This window comes from Bartonella sp. AU55XJBT, from assembly GCF_028618525.1.
On record NZ_JAQITC010000002.1, the window covers coordinates 133,625 to 152,575 of the forward strand.

An 18,951-nucleotide genomic window follows, 5' to 3' on the forward strand; every position below is an offset into this window, starting at 1 on the left:
ATGCCTTCTTAAAAGGAGGAGAAATAGCTTTATATTTTCTTAATTTCTCGCCCTTATCCACCAAGATAGGCTTCTTTAACACGCGGATCAGAAAGCATAGCTTTGCCTTCACCGTGAAATAAAATATGTCCTACTTCTAAAATATAAGCATAATCAGCGATAGAAAGTGCAGCAAATGCATTTTGTTCAATAAGAAGAACAGTTTTTCCCATATCATTAATTTTGCGAATAATCGAGAAAATCTCCCGAACAAGAAGGGGGGCTAACCCCAACGAGGGCTCATCTAAGATGACCATATCAGGATTGCTCATGAGGGCGCGCCCTACAGCAACCATTTGTTGTTCCCCACCTGACATTGTTCCTCCCAATTGTTTTGATCTTTCACGCAGGCGCGGGAAAAGATCAAATATCCATTCAATATCACGAGAAATTCCCTGTTTATCATGACGGATATAAGCGCCTAAATGGAGATTTTCTAAAACAGTGAGATGGGGCATAATACGCCGCCCTTCAGGACTAAGAGCAATCCCTAATCGCAAAATCTCTTCTGGTGATTTTTTAACAATTGATTCGCCATTATAGGTAATTTCTCCATAAACAGAGCGATTAAGTCCTGTAATAGAACGTACAATACTGCTTTTTCCTGCACCATTGGCTCCAATTAAAGTAACAATACTTCCTTTTTTTATGGACATAGAAAGATTTTGTACAGCTTTAATGGCGCCATAATGAACGTGAAGATTTTTTATTTTAAGAATATCCATAAACATCTCCGCCAAGATAAGCTTCAATAACTTTAGGGTTATTACGAATTTCATCTGGTGTGCCATTGGCAATGCAACAGCCATGTTCCATAACCAAAATATGTTGACAAAGCCCCATAACCACTTTCATATCGTGCTCAATAAGAAGAATTGTAAGATCGAAGTCTTTTTGCACTTTTGCTATGAATTTTCTAAGATCTTCACTTTCTTGTGGATTCATGCCAGCGACAGGTTCATCAAGAAGAAGCAATTTAGGCTTTGTGGCTAACGCGCGTGCAATTTCTAAACGTCGTTGCACACCATAAGGTAAAGCTGTTGCCAATTGATTGGCAAGATGATCAAGTTGTAACCGTTCAAGAAGTTCCATGGAATTTTTATAAACTTCCTTTTTTTCTTTCATTGCTTTTGAAAAAAAGAGAGCTGAAGAAAACCAAGGATATTTTTGTCGAACATGCGCCCCCACCATAACATTCTGCAAAACCGTTAATCCTGAGAAAAGGCGAATATTTTGAAATGTCCTGGCAATATGACGCCTACAGATAATATAAGGAGGTTCTCCAGAAATTTTTTGTTCATCAAAAAGAATGGTGCCGCTTGTAGGGGCATAAAACCCAGAAATCATATTGAAAACTGTTGTTTTTCCAGCACCATTGGGACCAATTAACCCAGTAATACTCCCTCGTTTAATGGCCATATTAACTTTATTGACAGCCACTAATCCGCCAAAACGCATTACAATATCATTGAGTGAAAGGATGGCGTCGTTCATAGCTTTCCCTCAGTATTAGAAAGCTTTTTGCGTGTCAAAAAGCTATAAATTCCATTCCATGAGAATTCACGTTGTCCCATCAACCCTTTTCTCCAAAATAAAATAATTACCAGCAATAAAAGAGAAAAAACAACCATGCGAAGTCCTGGTGTTTCTGGAATATGTATAAAACCTAAGTCAAAAGGACTTTCAATAATACGAAGCCATTCAAGCATGACTGTAATAATAATGCTCCCAATAATGCTTCCTGTAATTGAACCAAGACCACCAGCAACAACGATCATCAAAATATTAAAAGTGAGCAAAAAATTAAACATTTTCGGATCAATGGTTGAAATAAGAGCAGCCATTAAGGCGCCACCTATACCTGCAAAAAATGCTCCAACAGTAAAAGAAAAGCTACGATAGAAAAAAGCGTTAATTCCCATAGTCTTCGCAGCGATTTCATCATCACGAATAGCACGTAATACGTTACCAGTATTGCTTCGCAGTAAGAGGACAATAAAGAGAACTGTAAATGCTAACCAACCATAGTTCCACCATAATGTTGCATTTTGAGGTATTCCTTTGATTCCCAAAGAGCCGTTTGTGAGTGATGTTGCGTTCGTAATGATGATGCGAATAATTTCCGCAAATCCCAATGTTGCAATTCCAAGATAATCGCCACCAAGACGCAATATTGGCAAAGCAATCAATAAACCAATAACAGCAGCACACAAACCGCTTACAACAACAGCGACAAAAAAAGGTAACTGCAGATAATACAATGGTTCAGCGATAGGCTCCAAAATCCACATCATCTCTTTTTGTTCAGGAGAAAGAAGTAAAATTGCGCAGACGTAAGCACCAATAGCCATAAAGCCGGCATGTCCAAGAGAAAACATACCTGTGAAACCATAAATCAAATTAAGCGAAATTGCCAATATAGCATTAATAGCAATCAGATTGATGATACGAAGCGTATAGTCATTAAAATGGCTGTCCGCATAAAATAAAAAACCTATAAGAACTAAAATACTGACACACGATAAAAAAGTTGTCGCTGACTTTGCCATTAGATTTTCTCCTGATTTTTTTTACCCATTAATCCCGTGGGCAATACCAATAAAATCAGAATCAATAAAATGAAAGCGAAGGCATCACGATATCCAGATAGCGCGGGAAAAAATGCGATAATCATAATTTCAATAAACCCTAATAACAATCCTCCCAACATTGCTCCTGGTATTGAACCAATACCTCCAATAACAGCAGCAATAAAGGCTTTAAGACCCGGGAGAACGCCCATATAAGGCTGAATTTGAGGATAACGTAAAGACCACATAATGCCAGCTATAGCGGCAAGCGCCGAGCCTATCCCAAATGTAAATGCAATGACTTTATTGACAGAAACCCCCATCAAACGCGTTGTTTCAATATCATGAGAGATTGCACGCATAGCAAGACCAGGTTTTGTTTTATGGATAATCCATAACAGTAAAACAATAAGAATCAATGATACAATGGGAACAATCAATGACATGGGAGCAATTCTAATGATAGCTTCTGCTTCTGATCCTAGGTGCCATAAAAATGGTGTTACCAGAAAATCTGGTTGTTTTACACCTTTGGGAACACCACTAAAGAGTACAGTAGCAAGATTTTCAATAAAAAAAGAAACACCGATTGCACCGATAAGTGCCGAAATACGCGGTGCATGGCGTAAAGGTCTATAGGCAAATTGATCAACAATAATTCCCACTGCACTTGTAATAAAAATGGAAAAACAAAGAGCTAAAACCCAGATTGGTGTAAAATTTTGTGGGGAAATTTTAAAATAATAAACACATCCTAACGCAAGAATTAAAAAGACAGCAATCCAGTAAGTTGGAGGACGCCTTTTAAATCCTATAAAGACTGAATAGTAAATAAGAGCAGCAAGAAATAAAAGAAGAAATGCTGCCCAAGCCGGCATAAAGCTAATTGTGGAAAAGAAAACAAAATAAGCCCCCAGCATAAAAATATCACCGTGAGCAAAGTTAATCAGTCTCAATATACCGTAAACCATGGTGTAACCAATTGCGATAAGTCCATAAAGAGACCCCAATGCCAGTGCATTAAAAAAATACTGGATGAACATTTCAGTGCTCATCTCTCATCCTTCCACATTTGTTAATTTACATAGGATAATAAGAAATCCCTCAGCTCTTGGTTGAGAAAAACCTTCTCAACCAATTCTTGCGTTCCAATTTCAATAAGTACAACTTTAAATTAAAAAGCAGGTTTAACTTCTTCTAAATAAACACGTTTTCCATCCTGTATTTTAATGATACCAATCGGAATCGTAGGGTTGTGATTTTCATCCATTGACATATCACCAAAAGGCGTTTGAAAGTCTTTTAATTTGCTCAGTGCAATCGTGATTTTTTCACGATCAGCGCTACCAGCATTTTCAATAGCCTTCATGAACATCATATAACTTGTATATCCCAAAACTGAATTGATATTTGGCTCTTTGTCAGGATAAGATTTTTTCCATTCTTCTGTAAATTTTTGGGCAGCAACTGACATATTTGGCATATCCTCACTATAGGGAAGTGTTGTATGTAAGAAACCTTCTGCAGCACTTCCTGCAATCGTAATGGTTTCTGGATTATCCATTGCATCTCCACCCATAATCTGAAACTTCGCCCCTAATTCACGCGCTTGTTTCATGATGATTGCACCTTCAGAAAAGTAAGATGGAATGAATAAGATATCAGGTTTTTGCGCGATAATTTGTGTGAGAACAGCTGAAAAATCCTGATCTCCTGAATTATAATTTAAATTTGAGATAACTTCACCCCCTAATTTTTTGAAAGCACGTGCAAAATAACTTGCAAGACCAATGGCATAATCGCTTGAAATATCTTTGAGAATAGCTGCCTTTTTTGCATGTAAAATCTGGCTTACATAAGTCGCGATTCCTATGCCTTGATAGGAATCAATAAAACAAGCGCGGAAATAATATTTTTTACCTTGTGTAACAAGGGGACTCGTTGAAGAAGTTGCAATGGTCGGAGTCTTTGCCTTTTCAGATATTTCACCACCTGCTAGTGAGAGTGAAGAACCATAGCTACCAATGATTCCACTTACCTTTTCACTTGCTGTTAAACGCATAACAGCATTAGCCGCTTCCACTTTATCAGACTTGTTATCAATAATAACGAGTTCTACTTTACGTCCCAAAATTTCTGGAACTTGTTTATGGGCTAATTCGATACCTCGAATTTCAAGCTGACCTCCAAAAGCATTTTGACCACTTAACGGAAGATAAACACCAATTTTGATAGGTTCACTCGCATAAACATTTGCTGTAAGTGCCATGAAAGCGGTGATTGTCGTAAGGATTTTCTTCAATTGCATTGCGCACTTTCCTTAATTGAATTGTCGTTTTTGCACCTTATATTGAACTTCTTCATCATGCAAGTTACACATTAATGAAAACATCATTATGTAAAAAAACTTTTATATGACCTTTTTTCTAGCGCACTCTTTGTAAGATATGTAAAGCGTACAATCAAATAGTTTTATAAATATTTTTTATAAATTTCATGTTGATATTAACATGTAAGAGAGACGACAATATGGGGAAATCTTATCTTGGGACTTGCGTGTTGATACAAGAGCAATGTTTACTTAAACCTAGAGAATCAATATCGTGCAATTTATAAGCTACAGGATCACTTTATTATGACGAGTAAGGATGCATTAAAGGATTGTTCCCTATCTGAGGATAGTATAGGTGCTTATGGGGAGATTATCGAAATCAGTGGTGTCATTAAGTGGTTTGATGGAAGTAAGGGATATGGGTTTATTGTACCTGATTTACCTCATTTCCCCGATATATTATTGCATGTTACAGTCATGCGAAGGGATGGCTTTCAAACAGCTTTGGAGGGTGCTAAAATTATTTGTGCAGTGGAAAAGACGGAACGAGGATTAAAGTGCGTTCAGGTGAAATCTATCGATTGTTCTTCAGCGGTTCATCCATCAGAAGTTCCAGCTCGTACTCATGTTGTTGTTACTCCAGAAAGTGGACTAGAACGTGCAATTGTTAAATGGTTCAATCGTGACAAAGGTTTTGGTTTTCTTAGCCGTGGGCAGGGAACAGAAGATATTTTTATTCATATGGAAACGTTGCGCCGTTTTGGTTTAGCAGAGCTTCGTTCAGGACAAGTTGTTCTTGTCCGGTTTGGTAAAGGAGAAAAAGGCTTAATGACAGCAGAAATTTATCCAGATATAGGGTTTCCTTTTGCAACACACTAAATCTCTGCGCATTGAACTTTACGAGTGATATCTGTATTTTTTGCATTTTTTAAGGGTGGTTATTGCATAAATAACTAGAGGGAGTCTTTGTTATGCCTCTCGTGAATCTATGAACTAAATAAAAAAAATGTGCGTATTCTATTGAATAAAATAAAGAAAATAAGGGAAGAGCTCTCTTGTTTTTTTGCTTTTAAACTCTGATATTTTTTATTTTAGAACAAAATTAAAATTTTTCTGTGGTGGAGACAAGAATGTTAAAGCCTTTTAAAAAAGGGTATATTGTTTTATTGGCGATACTTTTTATGTTAGAAATGCCTGTTATTGTCGCGAAGGAGCCTATGAAGATTCCTGTTCATCCGATTCCTTTAGAAATACACACAAACCAAGGTACGATTTCTTATAAGGTAGAGATTGCTTTTACTCCCTCTCAAGCAGCAGCTGGTTTAATGTATCGGACTGATTTTCCACGCGATCGTGCAATGCTTTTTAAGCAGCAAAAGAGTTATCAATCGGAAGAGGAACAGAAGTTTTTTATGTGGATGGCCAATACACCTTTGCCCTTAGATATGATTTTTTTAAACTCTGAAGGGATTATTGTATCGATTATTGAAAACACTTCTCCATTTTCAAAAAAGACCATTTCATCAGGTGTTCCTGCAGCTTTTGCACTTGAGATTAGCGCTGGTGAAGTTTCTGAAAAACAGATACAAAAAGGGCAACGTATTATTCATCCTGTTATTTGTGGAAAATGTGATAAAAAATGACAGCTGAGGACGTTTGTTTTTTTGAATATGATGGTTTGCGATTTGCTTATCGAGAAGAAGGGCAGGGCGCACCTATTTTGTTGATTCATGGTTTTGGATCTTCTGCTCGGGTGAATTGGTATGCGACGGGTTGGTTTCGTATTCTCACTGAAGCAGGGTATCGTGTTATTGCTCTTGATAATCGGGGCCATGGGGATTCAGTTAAAAGTTATGATCCTAGCTTTTATACACCTCAAGCTATGGCTGGCGATGCGGTCAAACTCTTACAGCATTTAGAATTATCTAAAGCTCATGTTATGGGATATTCTATGGGAGCTCGTATTAGTGCTTTTATGGCTCTTTTACATCCAACATATGTGAACAGTGTTATTTTTGGTGGTTTAGGTATTGGTATGGTAACGGGAGCAGGAAATTGGGAACCTGTTGCTGAGGCCCTTCTAGCCGAAGATCCCTCTACCATCACTAATACACGTGGTTTAATGTTCCGTAAATTTGCTGATCAAACAAAAAGTGATAGACGTGCTCTGGCTGCTTGTATTATCACATCAAAACAGGAATTAACGGCGTCCGAAATTTATAAAATCAAACAACCTGCACTTGTTGCCGTTGGTTCATTAGATGAGATTGGCGGTGCTGCAGAGCCATTAGCAGCTTTATTGCCTTGTGGCGAAGCTTTATCAATCCCTAGTCGAGATCATATGCTTGCTGTAGGTGATAAAGTTTATAAAAAAGGTGTTATCAATTTTCTTTCTCGTTATCCTATAAAATAAAAATTTTTGATAGATCTTAGCATTTATAAAAATACCTAATGTTTTCGCGTATAAACTGAAAAGCTTATTTAAAAACTTTTCTATTTTGACGTAAGTTTTTATAAAAAATAGGCAGAAAAATAAACTCTTATTCATTTATTTTGTATACTTCTTAAACTATGTAATTATTTTAAGGTTAGATAAATATATTTAAAATTCGTTGAAAAGAATTATTTTTGGGTAATGTAATAATATTTTTTTGTTAAAAATGTAGTTTTAAATAAAAAATTATCATTATTTTAATTTTTTATAGAAAGGACAAAATTATAAATCGTTGATTAACTTTTCTTCTAAACATGCCTCATAAATGCAGATGCTAAAATTGGAGATAAAGTAAAAATTATTTAAAATATACAGTTTTCTGCCATTTTTTTATCTATACGGGTATATTTAATAATGATAGACTCCTCTTATAAAAGTTCTTTATGAATATATAAAGAAAGAGCTGTAAATATATGTAATATTAAGCCAATATTCAGATTAAGCTTTTTTACTGCCTTTACAGAATCAGAGAAATATCTTATTCGCGCGATGCGCAATTATTTTAATCGTCTCAAAAAACAGGAGAGCATAGTGAATGCTGATGAAATAAAAAAACTTGATAATTATTTAAAAAATACATTCCAAAACTCAGCATTGCAAGTCAGAGCACGGCCTAAAAAGGATGATTCTTGTGAGGTTTATATGGGGGATGAGTTTTTAGGCGTTATCTATCGAGATGAAGATGAAGATGAGCTATCCTATAATTTCTCAATGGCTATATTGGATATTGATTTAGAGAATTGATTGGCTATTCGTCCTTGAATGAAGTCTTTTTTCCCATAAGGTTTATATGAGTTTTAATGCTTTAAAACTTGTGTGATTATGGCGTGCGATAATAAGGTGATCATGGATTGTGATCCCTAATGCATTTGCTGCGTCTTTTAATCTGTATGTCATTGTTATATCTGCATCGGAGGGGGTGGAATCACCAGAAGGATGATTGTGGACTAAGATAAGTCCTGATGCGGATAATTCTAAAGCTCGAGAAATAACTTCACGAGGATAAACAGGGGTATGATCAATGGTTCCAGTTTGTTGTACTTCATCGGCAAGTAAGCCGTTTTTCTTATCGAGAAATAAAATACGAAATTGTTCACGTGTTTCGTGAGCCATAACCGCTTTACAATACGCTAACACTTTATCCCATGATGAAAAAATATCACGTTTAAACAATTGCGCACGAGCAAGACGTCCAGCAACATCTGAAATAATTTTTAAATCAATTGCCGTTGCGGGACCACATCCTTGAACCTCTTGAAGTCGATGAATATCAGCGCCTAACACATCAGCTAATGAACCAAAATGTGCTATCAAATTTTTAGCTATAGGTTTTGTGTTTGTGCGGGGTATTGTGCGAAAAAGCAATAATTCAAGATATTCATAATCTTCAAGTGCATTTCCTTTTGATTTTAAATAGCGTTTTCGAAGACGCTCACGATGTCCTTGATAATGTTTATCAAGCTGTGTGTTTTTCTTAGGATCTTTACTTTTTCTTTCTGATACTGGGGTGAGTGGAGAACTTGATGTTAATGCAAAGTGATTACTTTGAATATCTTCCTTTTGATTTATTTTTTTAGCCATAACATCTCTACAGTGGATTAGGTCTGAGAATTTTGAATATAAAAGATATTTTTAGGCGATTGTGTAAATATTTCATACCCTTCATTTGTAACACCAATTGTATGCTCATATTGTGCTGTCAGAGAGCGGTCACGAGTAACAGCAGTCCAACCGTCCGATAAAATCTTAACTTGTGGCTTACCAAGGTTAATCATAGGCTCAATTGTAAATATCATCCCTTTTTTTAATTCGATTCCTTCTCCAGGATTTCCATAATGGAGAATATTGGGGGCATCATGAAACAGCTGACCGATACCATGTCCGCAAAAATCTCTCACAATTGAGCACCGTTCAGATTCTGCATATTGTTGAATGGCTGCACCAATATCACCTGTCGTTGCTCCAGGTTTAACCACAGCGATTCCTCTCATAAGACTTTCATAGGTTATTTGTAAAAGGCGTTCTGCAGCACGTCTGATTTTTCCAACAGGGTACATGCGGCTTGAATCACCATGCCAACCATCAAGAATAAAGGTTACATCAACATTCACAATATCGCCTTCTTGCAAGGGTCTTTTATTGGGAATACCATGACAGACAACGTGATTGATAGATGTACAGCATGAATGGCTATATCCATGATAATTTAGGTCAGCAGGAAGAGCTCCTTTTTGGGCACCAAAAGTAAATACAAAATCATCAATTTCTTGCGTAGTGACGCCAGGTTTAATAATATCCATAAGAGCATCAAGGCATTCTGCCGCAATAAGACCAACTTCACGCATTTTAGCGAAAGCATAGTCATCGAAAATGCGAATTTTCCCGTTAAATTTTAAAGGGATTTTATTATATTCAATATACTCAATCATTGTCTTTTCTATTTTCTATTTTTACTCTCTGAATCGGAAAAATACCTTCTACACTTACGTGACACTTTACAGCATAACATTCTACCCCTGATTTTAATGCTAAATCAAACTTACGTCCATAGAGTGGATCAAGATCGTGACAGATTGTAAAAGCTGCACAATCCTCCCGTTGAATAACATAAAGCATAGCAGCTCGTTTTCCTTGTTGTACGACTTGTATGAGTTCTTCAAGGTGACGGGCGCCCCGTTTTGTTTCGCTATCAGGAAATTCTGCTAATCCTTTTTGACGAATAAAATGAACATTTTTGATTTCTAGGTAACAATCAGGAAGAATGTCATCCCGTAAAAGAAAGTCAATGCGTGATTGTGTCCCATAGCGTTGTTCTTTTAAAATTGTTTTATATCCCTTTAATTCTGGTAGTAATCCGTTTTGAATTGCTTCCAATGCAAGTTTATTAGGTAAAGCGGTATTAATACCAACTAAAATATTATCGGATTCAACAATTTCTAATTGATAGGCATATTTTCTCTTGGTGTTTTTATGATATGAAAGCCAAACATTGGCGTTGGAAGCCGTCAATCCAAGCATTGATCCTGTGTTTGGTACCGACACAGTGAAGATATGTTGGTCATCCTGTTTAACATCTGCAAGGAAACGTTTATAACGACGGATAAGCTTTGCAGGAAAAAGTTTGGGAATAAAGTACATATTTCTTTTTTAGGATTTATGATTTCATAATTCAACTGAGATTATGATTTGTAGGTACTATTCCCTATTAAAAAAGATAAAATGGATGTAAAAAAACGCTACGATATCTTATATAAATTGTTATAAACTTCATCGTTCACTTTAATGGCTTTTTAAATTTTTATGAGAGAATCTACACTCATTGAGTGAAAATATTTTGAGTAAAAAATAGCATTGTCTATAATTTATTATTAAACAGTATTAGCGTACTGTGAAGAAGATTGCATTAAAAAATAGGGGAGAGGGAGATTATTTAAGTGAAACTAGGTAAGGTTGATGGCTGGAACGAATAAGAATCGTGAAAATTTAACAAATGGACCCATTATTATTTTAGTTGAACCGCAGCTTCCGGAAAATATTGGTATGGTCGCAAGGGCAATGGCAAATTTTGGGCTTTCTAAGCTTCGGCTTGTCAAACCGCGAGAGACATTTCCAAATGAAAAAGCTAGAGCCGCTGCTAGTAAAGCTGATCATGTCATTAACAATACCGTGATTTTTGACACATTGCGTGATTCAATTGCAGATTTGCATTATGTTTTTGCTACAACAGCCCGTGAAAGATGTGGCTTTAAAACTGTAAAAAGTGCTATCGAAGCAGCAAATGTACTCCGTCAGCGTGAGAATATCGGACATAAAACAGGTATTGTCTTTGGAAGAGAAAGATGGGGACTAGAAAATGATGAAATCAGCCTTGTTGATGAAATCATCACTTTTCCGGTTAATCCTGCTTTTGCATCACTTAATATTGCACAAGCGGTTCTTTTGATGTCTTATGAATGGATGAAAGCAGGTCTAGAACATGTGAGCGATACGGCATTTCGTGCAGTGGAGATGGAGCCTGCAAATAAAGCAGTGCTTCATGGTTTTTTATCTCAATTGGAAGAGGCTTTGGATATCCGTGGGTATTTTAGACCCCGAGAACGAAAAGAGGTTATGCTTACAAATTTACGCTCTGTTTTTACACACGCTAACTTTAGTGAATCTGAGATTCGCTTATTGCGAGGTGTTATATCTTCATTGGATCATTTTTCTCCACAATATCCACGGGGAAGTAGAGCGCCTCAAGAGCGCGATCGTCAAAAAATTAAAAACAAGTGTGAAAACTGATGGATGAGAGGCCTGTTCTTTTTTTTGATAGTGGTGTTGGTGGTTTAACAGTGTTGAGGGAAGCGCGCATTTTTATCCCTGAAATACAATTTATTTATGTGGCTGATGATGCTGGATTTCCTTATGGTATTTGGGAAGAAAATGTTTTAAAAGAACGTATTTTAAAGATTTTTACAAATCTTTTAACACACTATAATCCCGCCTTATGTGTGATTGCTTGCAACACTGTTTCTACATTAATGATGGCAGATCTACGACAGAATTTTCCTCATGTCCTTTTTGTGGGAACGGTTCCTGCAATTAAATCAGCTGCTGAACAAACGAAATCTGGTTTTATTTCCGTATTAGCGACTCCTGGAACAGTTAAACGTGCCTATACAAATGAATTAATTAACTCTTTTGCTGGACAGTGTCATGTTCAGCTTGTAGGAAGTGAAAAGCTTGCTGGATTTGCTGAAGATTATTTACGAGGAAAATCTATCGATTTAGAAGAGTTAAGAAAAGAAATCATGCCATGTTTTGTAGAAAAAAATGGCAAATATACTGATGTTATTGTTTTAGCCTGCACTCATTATCCTTTTTTGATTAAATTCTTTCGTGAACAAGCTTTATGGTCCGTTAAATGGATTGATCCAACAAAAGCGATCGCCAAACACATCAGATCATTATTACCTTTGTCGGAAAAAATACATCAGCACCCTATAAAAAAATATCAAGATTTTGCGTTGCTGACATCGAAAAATATCACCTCTTCAACGGAGCATATGTTAAAAGGATTTGGCTTAAAACTTATGAAAGGTGTTGACTTTGAGATACAGGATCAATAAAGATACTCCAGCTTTTTCTTTCAAGAAAATGGCTGTCATTGACGTGTCCCGTGGATAACTTCGCATCATTGGTATGTTAAGTTATTCTGTCAGTCTTTTGTGTTTAAAGGCAGAGGAGGGCGCGTTTCCTTGGGATCTTCAGGTCTCGTGTTTTATTTTAAAGGAAATGCGATGAGTAAACGCGAAACAACAAAATATAAAATTGATCGACGTATGGGAGAAAATATTTGGGGTCGTCCAAAATCTCCTGTCAATCGTCGTGATTATGGTCCAGGTCAACATGGACAGCGCCGTAAAGGAAAACTTTCTGACTATGGCGTGCAATTGCGCGCTAAACAGAAGTTGAAAGGATTTTATGGCGATATTTCAGAAAAGCAATTTCATAAAACTTATGTGGAAGCTGCTCGTCGTCGAGGTGATACAGGTGAAAATCTTATCGGTCTTTTAGAATCACGTTTGGATGCTGTTGTCTATCGTGCAAAATTTGTGCCTACGATTTTTGCTTCTCGCCAATTTATTAATCATGGTCATGTGAATGTAAATGGGCGACGTACAAATATTCAATCGTATCGTTGTAAGCCAGGTGATGTTATTGAGGTTCGGGAAAAATCAAAACAACTTGTGTTGGTTTTAGAATCGGTGCAATTAGCAGAACGTGATGTCCCCGATTATATTGAAGCAGATCATAAACAGATGAAAGCGACCTTTACACGTATTCCTGCTTTTGCAGATGTTCCTTATGCTGTGCAAATGGAACCTAATTTGGTCGTTGAATTTTATTCTCGATAATTCTTTATGAGAAAAGTTATTTCTCTTCTATTATTATAATTTTTTGAATTAACAAATATTTTCAAATGGTTCTATATTAAGCTTATTGCATTATTTTAGTGTTATAAGCTTATATAGTTCCATTTCTTTTTCTTATATCTGTTTTTATAAATTCAAAAAATTTAAATGTAAGCTTACTTTATATTTGTTTCTGTCTTTGCAAAATGAGCTATTACTTGTGCAGGATATGGTCTTATGAATGATGTTTCCGTTGAATATCAGACAATAGAAGAAAACGAAGAGAAAGATGATCTTTTGGCAAGCAAAGCAGATGATTATCATCCAATATTTCGGCGTGCTCCTTCAAGTGTAGAATTTAATAAATTGCGCAAACGACTTTTGCGTCATATGCGGCAGGCTTTGGAAGATTTTTCTATGCTCTCTACTGGAAAAAAATGGCTTGTTGCTTTATCAGGCGGAAAAGACTCTTATGGTTTATTAGCACTTCTTTTAGATTTAAAGTGGCGTGGTCTTTTACCCATTGAAATTCTTGCTTGTAATCTTGATCAAGGACAACCAGGTTTCCCTAAACATATTCTTCCAGACTTTTTGAGTTCTTATAAAATTCCCTATCGTATTGAATATCAAGATACTTATTCCATTGTTACAGATAAATTGGCAGAAACACAGACATATTGTTCACTTTGTTCTCGATTGCGACGTGGTAATCTCTATCGCATTGCACGTGAGGAGGGTTGTTCGGCATTAATTTTAGGGCATCATCGTGATGATGTTTTGGAAACATTTTTTATGAATTTGTTTCATGGTGGCCGATTAGCCGCTATGCCCGGAAAACTTAAAAATGATGAAGGTGATCTTTTTGTGTTACGTCCTCTTGTCTATGCTGCTGAGGAAGATATGGAAAAATTTTCTCAAGCAATGCAATTTCCGATTATTCCTTGTAATCTTTGCGGTAGTCAAGATGGTTTACAACGTAATGCAATGAAAGAAATGCTGAAAAATATCGAAAGACAAATGCCAGGACGTAAAGATACAATGATTCGCGCTTTAACGAATGTGCGCCCAAGTCATTTACTTGATAAGAAATTCTTTGATTTTAAAATGTGTTGATAAAAATGATATATTAAAAAATAAGTTCAATGACTTTAAGATAAGCTCCTTATTTATAATGATAATTTATTACTTTGCAATTTAACAATCGTAGGAGTTTTATTTCAAATTTTCTTGTTGTATCCATAAAAAACATCCTCCCGCATATCACAAGTGGAGCTCTTGTATGTATAAACACAATTTAAAAAGCTTCCTTTAAATAAGCAATGACTGTCGCAATATGGAAAAATGCGAAATGGTATAATGATCGTTTTTCTCTTCTATTAAGTAAAAATGAGAGAGCTTTGTAGATTTTATATTATCCTGTTGTGCCGTAAAATACCATTATTTAGGGCAGCAAACTAAGAGAATATATATTATTATTTTAACAGTCTATAGTGAACATTTAGGCAAGAATTACCCGTAAATTTTCATGAAATGAGTTACATAAGTGAACAGGCTCGATTGTGAACAACCAATTTTATAAACTGAAATCTTATAGGAATCTTCATCATTGAGAAGGGGGAAGAAATTCAATTTTTAAACGGCTATACCATAAAGGTCATAGGCATCTGATTGTTCGATTTTAACGGTGACAAATTCACCGACACGCAAGGGGCGTCGTGATGATATATGGACAACACCATCTATTTCTGGAGCATCGTATTGACTACGTCCTTTGGCGGCTTTTCCTTGACTTTCATCTATAAGCACTTGGAGTCTTTTTCCAATTTTTTTCTTTAAAAGATGTGTAGAAATTTGTTGTTGTTTTGCCATAAAACGATGCCAGCGGTTTTCTTTTATGTCTTCAGGAATATTTTCTAAGCCCAAATCATTTGCAACCGCTCCTTTTACTTCTTCATATTTAAAGCATCCAGCGCGTTCAATTTTTGCTTCTTCTAACCATTCTAGCAGCATATTAAAGTCCTCATTTGTTTCGCCTGGAAAACCAACAATAAATGTTGATCGCAAAGTAAGATCTGGACATATTTTTCGCCATTTTTCAATTCTACGGTTTGTTTTTTCCATAAGAGCAGGACGCTTCATATGACGCAAAACTGTCGGTGATGCATGCTGAAAAGGTATATCCAGATAAGGGAGAATTTTTTTTGCAGCCATAAGTTCGATAACTTCATCAACATGGGGATAAGGATAAACGTAATGCATACGTACCCAAATGCCCATATCACCCAGTTCGCGACACAGATCAAAGAATTTCGTTTTGATTGTGCGATCTTTCCAAGAATTTTCGAGATATTTAAGATCAATACCATAAGCACTCGTATCTTGTGAAATAACTAAAAGTTCTTTTACACCCGCTTTTACTAATTTTTCAGCTTCGCGAAGAACATTACTGATAGGACGTGAAGTGAGATCACCACGCAGTGTAGGAATGATACAAAAACTGCATCGGTTAGAACATCCTTCAGAAATCTTTAAATAGGCGTAATGGCGAGGTGTTAAACGAATACCTTGAGGAGGAACTAAATCAAGAAAAGGATTATGAACAGGGGGAATCGCTGTATGAACAGCTTGTATAACACTTTCATAAGCTTGTGGTCCTGTAATGGCCAATACATTAGGGTATGCTTGGCGAATAACATCAGGATCTGCACCAAGACACCCTGTTACAATAACTTTTCCATTTTTTTTGAGAGCTTCATCAATATTGGCTAGTGATTCTTTTCTGGCAGAGTCGAGAAAACCACAGGTATTCACAATAACAACATCAGCTCCTTGATGTTGACGTGAAATTTCATACCCTTCAGAGCGGAGACTTGTAATAATTCGTTCAGAATCTACCAGTGCTTTTGGGCATCCAAGGGAGACAAAACTAATACGAGGTGCTACCATGATAATCCTATAATTACTATGAAAATTGCGTTCCGCTTTTATTGACTTAAAAAATAAAAAAATGTTCTTTATTTTTACAGATAACAATCTGTTATAAACTGATTTGATTTTTTTCTACAATATTTTGTGTATGCTTACAATTTTATCTTATTATACATACTATTATTGAGAGCGATGATATAAGATAGACTCCTGCAAAGCATTCAAGCTCTTTTTAATACAATAAAAAATACTCAATAGTTTTTTACTGCACTTTATTAGCGTATGTATAGCGGATTATAATAGGATTGTTTTTTAATATTTGCGAATAAGTCCGGTAAGTTTTCCTTGTATTTCTACACGCTCGGATTTGTATGTACGTACTTCGTAGTGAGGATTAGCGGCCTCTAATGCAACAGAGGTTCCTTTGCGTCGATAACGTTTTAATGTTGCTTCTTTTTTATCAATAAATGCGACAATAATTTCACCTGATATTGCTGTATTTTGGCGTTTTACAATAATCGTATCTTTATCAAGGATACCAGCCTCCACCATAGAATTATCTTTAACTTCTAATGCATAGTGCTCACCTGTATTAACCATATCGTGTGGGAGAGAAAGTGTGCTTGTTTGTTGCAGTATAGCAGAGGCAGGCACACTCGCAGAAATACGTCCCATAATGGGGATCGTGATATTTTTTTTTTCTTCCTCCTCAAAACTTCCAAGATCAGCTAAGTTTTTTGATATTTCTCTTTTATTTTTTTCTATCATACTGGGAGAAATCTTACGGGCTAAAGAAAGGTTAAATGTTATTTTTTCAGGGAGTCGAATCACCTCCACTGCACGAGCACGATTGGGCAAACGACGTATAAAACCCCGTTGTTCCAAGGCGATAATGAGCTTATGAATACCAGACTTTGAAGAAAGTTCTAAAGCATTTTTCATTTCTTCAAAAGAAGGAGGAACACCTGTTTCTTTTATATGATTGTGAATAAACAAGAGGAGCTCATATTGTTTACATGTCAGCATTCAATGTTCCAATCAAAAGAATAAAAAAATTACACTAAAAAATACGTATATATATAATAATTCTACAATTTTTTTCGCTAAATAAAAATCATTTGCTTTATTTTTGATCTTATAAGTAAAGTTAATTAGGCAATATGTTTATTTATAGACATATTTAATATATGATAAGTATGAAATTTTACTTTTATAAATTTATCATAATATTGTTTATATATTATAAAACTACACTAATATTAAATGATATATAAAAATATTTTATAGCTCTAACTGAATTATACGACACTCAATTTTATGGCCAGTGTTATCCTTCTATTTTTTTAATATATCTATGTGTTTTATCATTTTTTCATATAAAAAGTTAAATAAAATATATTCTTTCAATAGCCTAACGGATCACTTTATGTGTATTCAGAATCATTTTGCACATTGTTTCTGTTTTTTTATTGTTTAGTTAAATTATCTACAACGACAATAATGAGCATCAGTTATAGTCATGCCTGATATTTTCAATAAGACTAATTTTTTTGTTTTACGTTTGCTTTATTCTATAGAATAATTGACTGTTGTTATAGAATCATTGCACGTTAATAAAAATTTACGTCCTCAAAATGCTATTGTTGCTCATTGTCATATTTATTTTAAAAAGAGATCTCTCAGTGTGCTTGCTTCCCTCAAGATGGTCTTGCAAATCACGTAAAATCTATTAGGCAATGGCTCTTCTCTTCACATCTCAATAGTCTACAGCCCCCCGCCGTACTTATTTTGCCCATCCCTTATGTTGCAATAATTTTTGGTTATTAAAAAAATACAAGAGGTATTTTCATTTTTTTTAATCGTTTTATTCTTCTCTTTATATTGAGCAAACAAATGATTTTTATGAGTTCAATATAAAAGGAACAAAAAAAATCAGAAATAAGAAAACCTTACGCTATTCAGATCTCTCATTCGAGTGAGAAAAAATAATTATTATAAATCTCTATTCATATTTAAAATTAAAAACTAAAACATAAAGTATAAAAAATAACATAATAATATAGAGTAGGAAGTATTTTCTCTGTTCTCCCCATGATGCTTAACAAGCCATGTGTGGAGGAAGAGGGGTGCTTCTTATATTTTAGCACTTCGAATCTATGAAATGTTTTTATCATTAGATTACTTCTTTATCGAGATTTCAAAAAGAAGCTCAAAAAACTCTATCTACAATGACGAAGAAAGGGGAGAAAACGGAAAATTATTGATAACTGGCAAAAATAATAATATTTTTTTCCAAAAGGTGTTGACCAAATGAAAAGTCAACCGTATGTTCCCTTCACTTTCTACAAATTAGATAGTCTGCAAACTAGATAGCTTGTGTGAGAGCGCGTAGCTCAGCTGGTAGAGCAACTGACTTTTAATCAGTAGGTCCAGGGTTCGAATCCCTGCGCGCTCACCAAATTTATATGATATGGATGAGCTATACAGAAGTTTGAGAATCTTTGTTATTTTGATTCTTTTTGGTTTTTTGATTGATTCTACACTCAATCGTTTTCTGCCATTATTTTTACGTAGAGTGCTCTTTTCTCCACCCCCAAAGTGCTTTTTGTTTATGACACAATCACACCCGCGGTGATAGCGCGTATAGCTGCTCGTTTTCGTAATTCATGGGCTGTGTTTTAATGCCCACCG

17 protein-coding genes, 1 tRNA gene and 1 pseudogene are annotated in these 18,951 nt (G+C 35.5%); 9 read left to right on the forward strand and 10 right to left on the reverse strand.

What is annotated here, in order from left to right; all coding sequences use genetic code 11:
• Positions 1-53 precede the first annotated feature (53 nt).
• The 5 genes from PVV70_RS01825 to PVV70_RS01845 all read right to left on the reverse strand — a co-directional run bounded on the left by PVV70_RS01825 (position 54) and on the right by PVV70_RS01845 (position 4,917).
• Positions 54-764 (reverse strand): ABC transporter ATP-binding protein, encoded by a 711-nt coding sequence (locus PVV70_RS01825; protein WP_273757707.1) that lies wholly within the window; start codon positions 762-764, stop codon positions 54-56.
• Positions 751-1,533, reverse strand: a complete 783-nt coding sequence (locus tag PVV70_RS01830) for an ABC transporter ATP-binding protein (RefSeq protein WP_273718429.1) — start codon at positions 1,531-1,533, stop codon at positions 751-753. Before PVV70_RS01830 ends, PVV70_RS01825 begins: the two co-directional genes overlap by 14 nt.
• Positions 1,530-2,588 (reverse strand): branched-chain amino acid ABC transporter permease, encoded by a 1,059-nt coding sequence (locus PVV70_RS01835; protein ID WP_273757708.1) that lies wholly within the window; start codon positions 2,586-2,588, stop codon positions 1,530-1,532. The genes PVV70_RS01830 and PVV70_RS01835 overlap by 4 nt, the downstream gene beginning before the upstream one ends.
• The gene (locus PVV70_RS01840) at positions 2,588-3,664 is read right to left on the reverse strand and encodes a branched-chain amino acid ABC transporter permease (protein WP_273757709.1); all 1,077 of its coding nucleotides are present in this window, start codon (positions 3,662-3,664) and stop codon (positions 2,588-2,590) included. The genes PVV70_RS01835 and PVV70_RS01840 overlap by 1 nt, the downstream gene beginning before the upstream one ends.
• Before the next feature lie 119 nt (positions 3,665-3,783).
• Positions 3,784-4,917, reverse strand: coding sequence for an ABC transporter substrate-binding protein (locus tag PVV70_RS01845; protein WP_273757710.1), 1,134 nt, complete (start codon positions 4,915-4,917; stop codon positions 3,784-3,786).
• Between the two features lie 327 nt (positions 4,918-5,244).
• Between PVV70_RS01845 and PVV70_RS01850 the strand changes: the two genes are divergently transcribed.
• The 4 genes from PVV70_RS01850 (at position 5,245) to PVV70_RS01865 (ending at position 8,179) form a co-directional block, all read left to right on the forward strand.
• Entirely contained in the window at positions 5,245-5,820 is a 576-nt protein-coding gene (locus tag PVV70_RS01850) for a cold-shock protein (RefSeq protein WP_273757711.1), read from the forward strand.
• Positions 5,821-6,071: 251 nt separating this feature from the next.
• Positions 6,072-6,584: a DUF192 domain-containing protein gene (locus PVV70_RS01855; RefSeq protein WP_273757712.1), complete on the forward strand. Its 513-nt coding sequence runs from the start codon at positions 6,072-6,074 to the stop codon at positions 6,582-6,584.
• On the forward strand, positions 6,581-7,354 hold the full coding sequence (locus PVV70_RS01860; protein ID WP_273757713.1) for an alpha/beta fold hydrolase: 774 nt from the start codon (positions 6,581-6,583) through the stop codon (positions 7,352-7,354). The genes PVV70_RS01855 and PVV70_RS01860 overlap by 4 nt, the downstream gene beginning before the upstream one ends.
• Positions 7,355-7,966: 612 nt before the next feature.
• Complete coding sequence (locus PVV70_RS01865) at positions 7,967-8,179, forward strand: DUF3126 family protein (protein WP_005773530.1); 213 nt, start codon at positions 7,967-7,969, stop codon at positions 8,177-8,179.
• A gap of 42 nt (positions 8,180-8,221) precedes the next feature.
• On the opposite strand, the gene radC is transcribed toward PVV70_RS01865, so the two are convergent.
• From radC to sfsA, 3 genes are read right to left on the reverse strand one after another with little or no spacing between them, the layout of a single operon-like run.
• Positions 8,222-9,016, reverse strand: a complete 795-nt coding sequence (radC, locus tag PVV70_RS01870; RefSeq protein ID WP_273757714.1) for a DNA repair protein RadC — start codon at positions 9,014-9,016, stop codon at positions 8,222-8,224.
• A gap of 17 nt (positions 9,017-9,033) precedes the next feature.
• Positions 9,034-9,864, reverse strand: a complete 831-nt coding sequence (map, locus tag PVV70_RS01875) for a type I methionyl aminopeptidase (protein ID WP_273757715.1) — start codon at positions 9,862-9,864, stop codon at positions 9,034-9,036.
• A complete protein-coding gene (gene sfsA / locus PVV70_RS01880) occupies positions 9,857-10,573 on the reverse strand; it encodes a DNA/RNA nuclease SfsA (protein ID WP_273757716.1) in 717 nt (238 codons plus the stop codon). The genes map and sfsA overlap by 8 nt, the downstream gene beginning before the upstream one ends.
• Before the next feature lie 315 nt (positions 10,574-10,888).
• On the opposite strand from sfsA, the pseudogene PVV70_RS01885 reads away from it, so the two are divergent.
• The 4 genes and pseudogenes from PVV70_RS01885 (at position 10,889) to ttcA (ending at position 14,445) form a co-directional block, all read left to right on the forward strand.
• A pseudogene (locus PVV70_RS01885) lies at positions 10,889-11,726 on the forward strand (RNA methyltransferase).
• Entirely contained in the window at positions 11,719-12,546 is an 828-nt protein-coding gene (gene murI, locus PVV70_RS01890; protein WP_273757718.1) for a glutamate racemase, read from the forward strand. Before PVV70_RS01885 ends, murI begins: the two are co-directional and overlap by 8 nt.
• A 171-nt stretch (positions 12,547-12,717) precedes the next feature.
• Positions 12,718-13,335, forward strand: coding sequence for a 30S ribosomal protein S4 (gene rpsD, locus PVV70_RS01895; protein ID WP_012231733.1), 618 nt, complete (start codon positions 12,718-12,720; stop codon positions 13,333-13,335).
• Between the two features lie 234 nt (positions 13,336-13,569).
• The gene (gene ttcA, locus PVV70_RS01900) at positions 13,570-14,445 is read left to right on the forward strand and encodes a tRNA 2-thiocytidine(32) synthetase TtcA (RefSeq protein WP_273757719.1); all 876 of its coding nucleotides are present in this window, start codon (positions 13,570-13,572) and stop codon (positions 14,443-14,445) included.
• A gap of 519 nt (positions 14,446-14,964) precedes the next feature.
• On the opposite strand, the gene rimO is transcribed toward ttcA, so the two are convergent.
• Entirely contained in the window at positions 14,965-16,278 is a 1,314-nt protein-coding gene (gene rimO / locus PVV70_RS01905) for a 30S ribosomal protein S12 methylthiotransferase RimO (RefSeq protein ID WP_273757720.1), read from the reverse strand.
• 294 nt (positions 16,279-16,572) lie between these two features.
• On the reverse strand, positions 16,573-17,286 hold the full coding sequence (lexA, locus tag PVV70_RS01910; RefSeq protein WP_273757721.1) for a transcriptional repressor LexA: 714 nt from the start codon (positions 17,284-17,286) through the stop codon (positions 16,573-16,575).
• 1,356 nt (positions 17,287-18,642) lie between these two features.
• Here lexA and PVV70_RS01915 point away from each other — a divergent pair.
• Positions 18,643-18,718: transfer RNA gene (locus tag PVV70_RS01915), tRNA-Lys, on the forward strand.
• Positions 18,719-18,951: the final 233 nt, after the last annotated feature.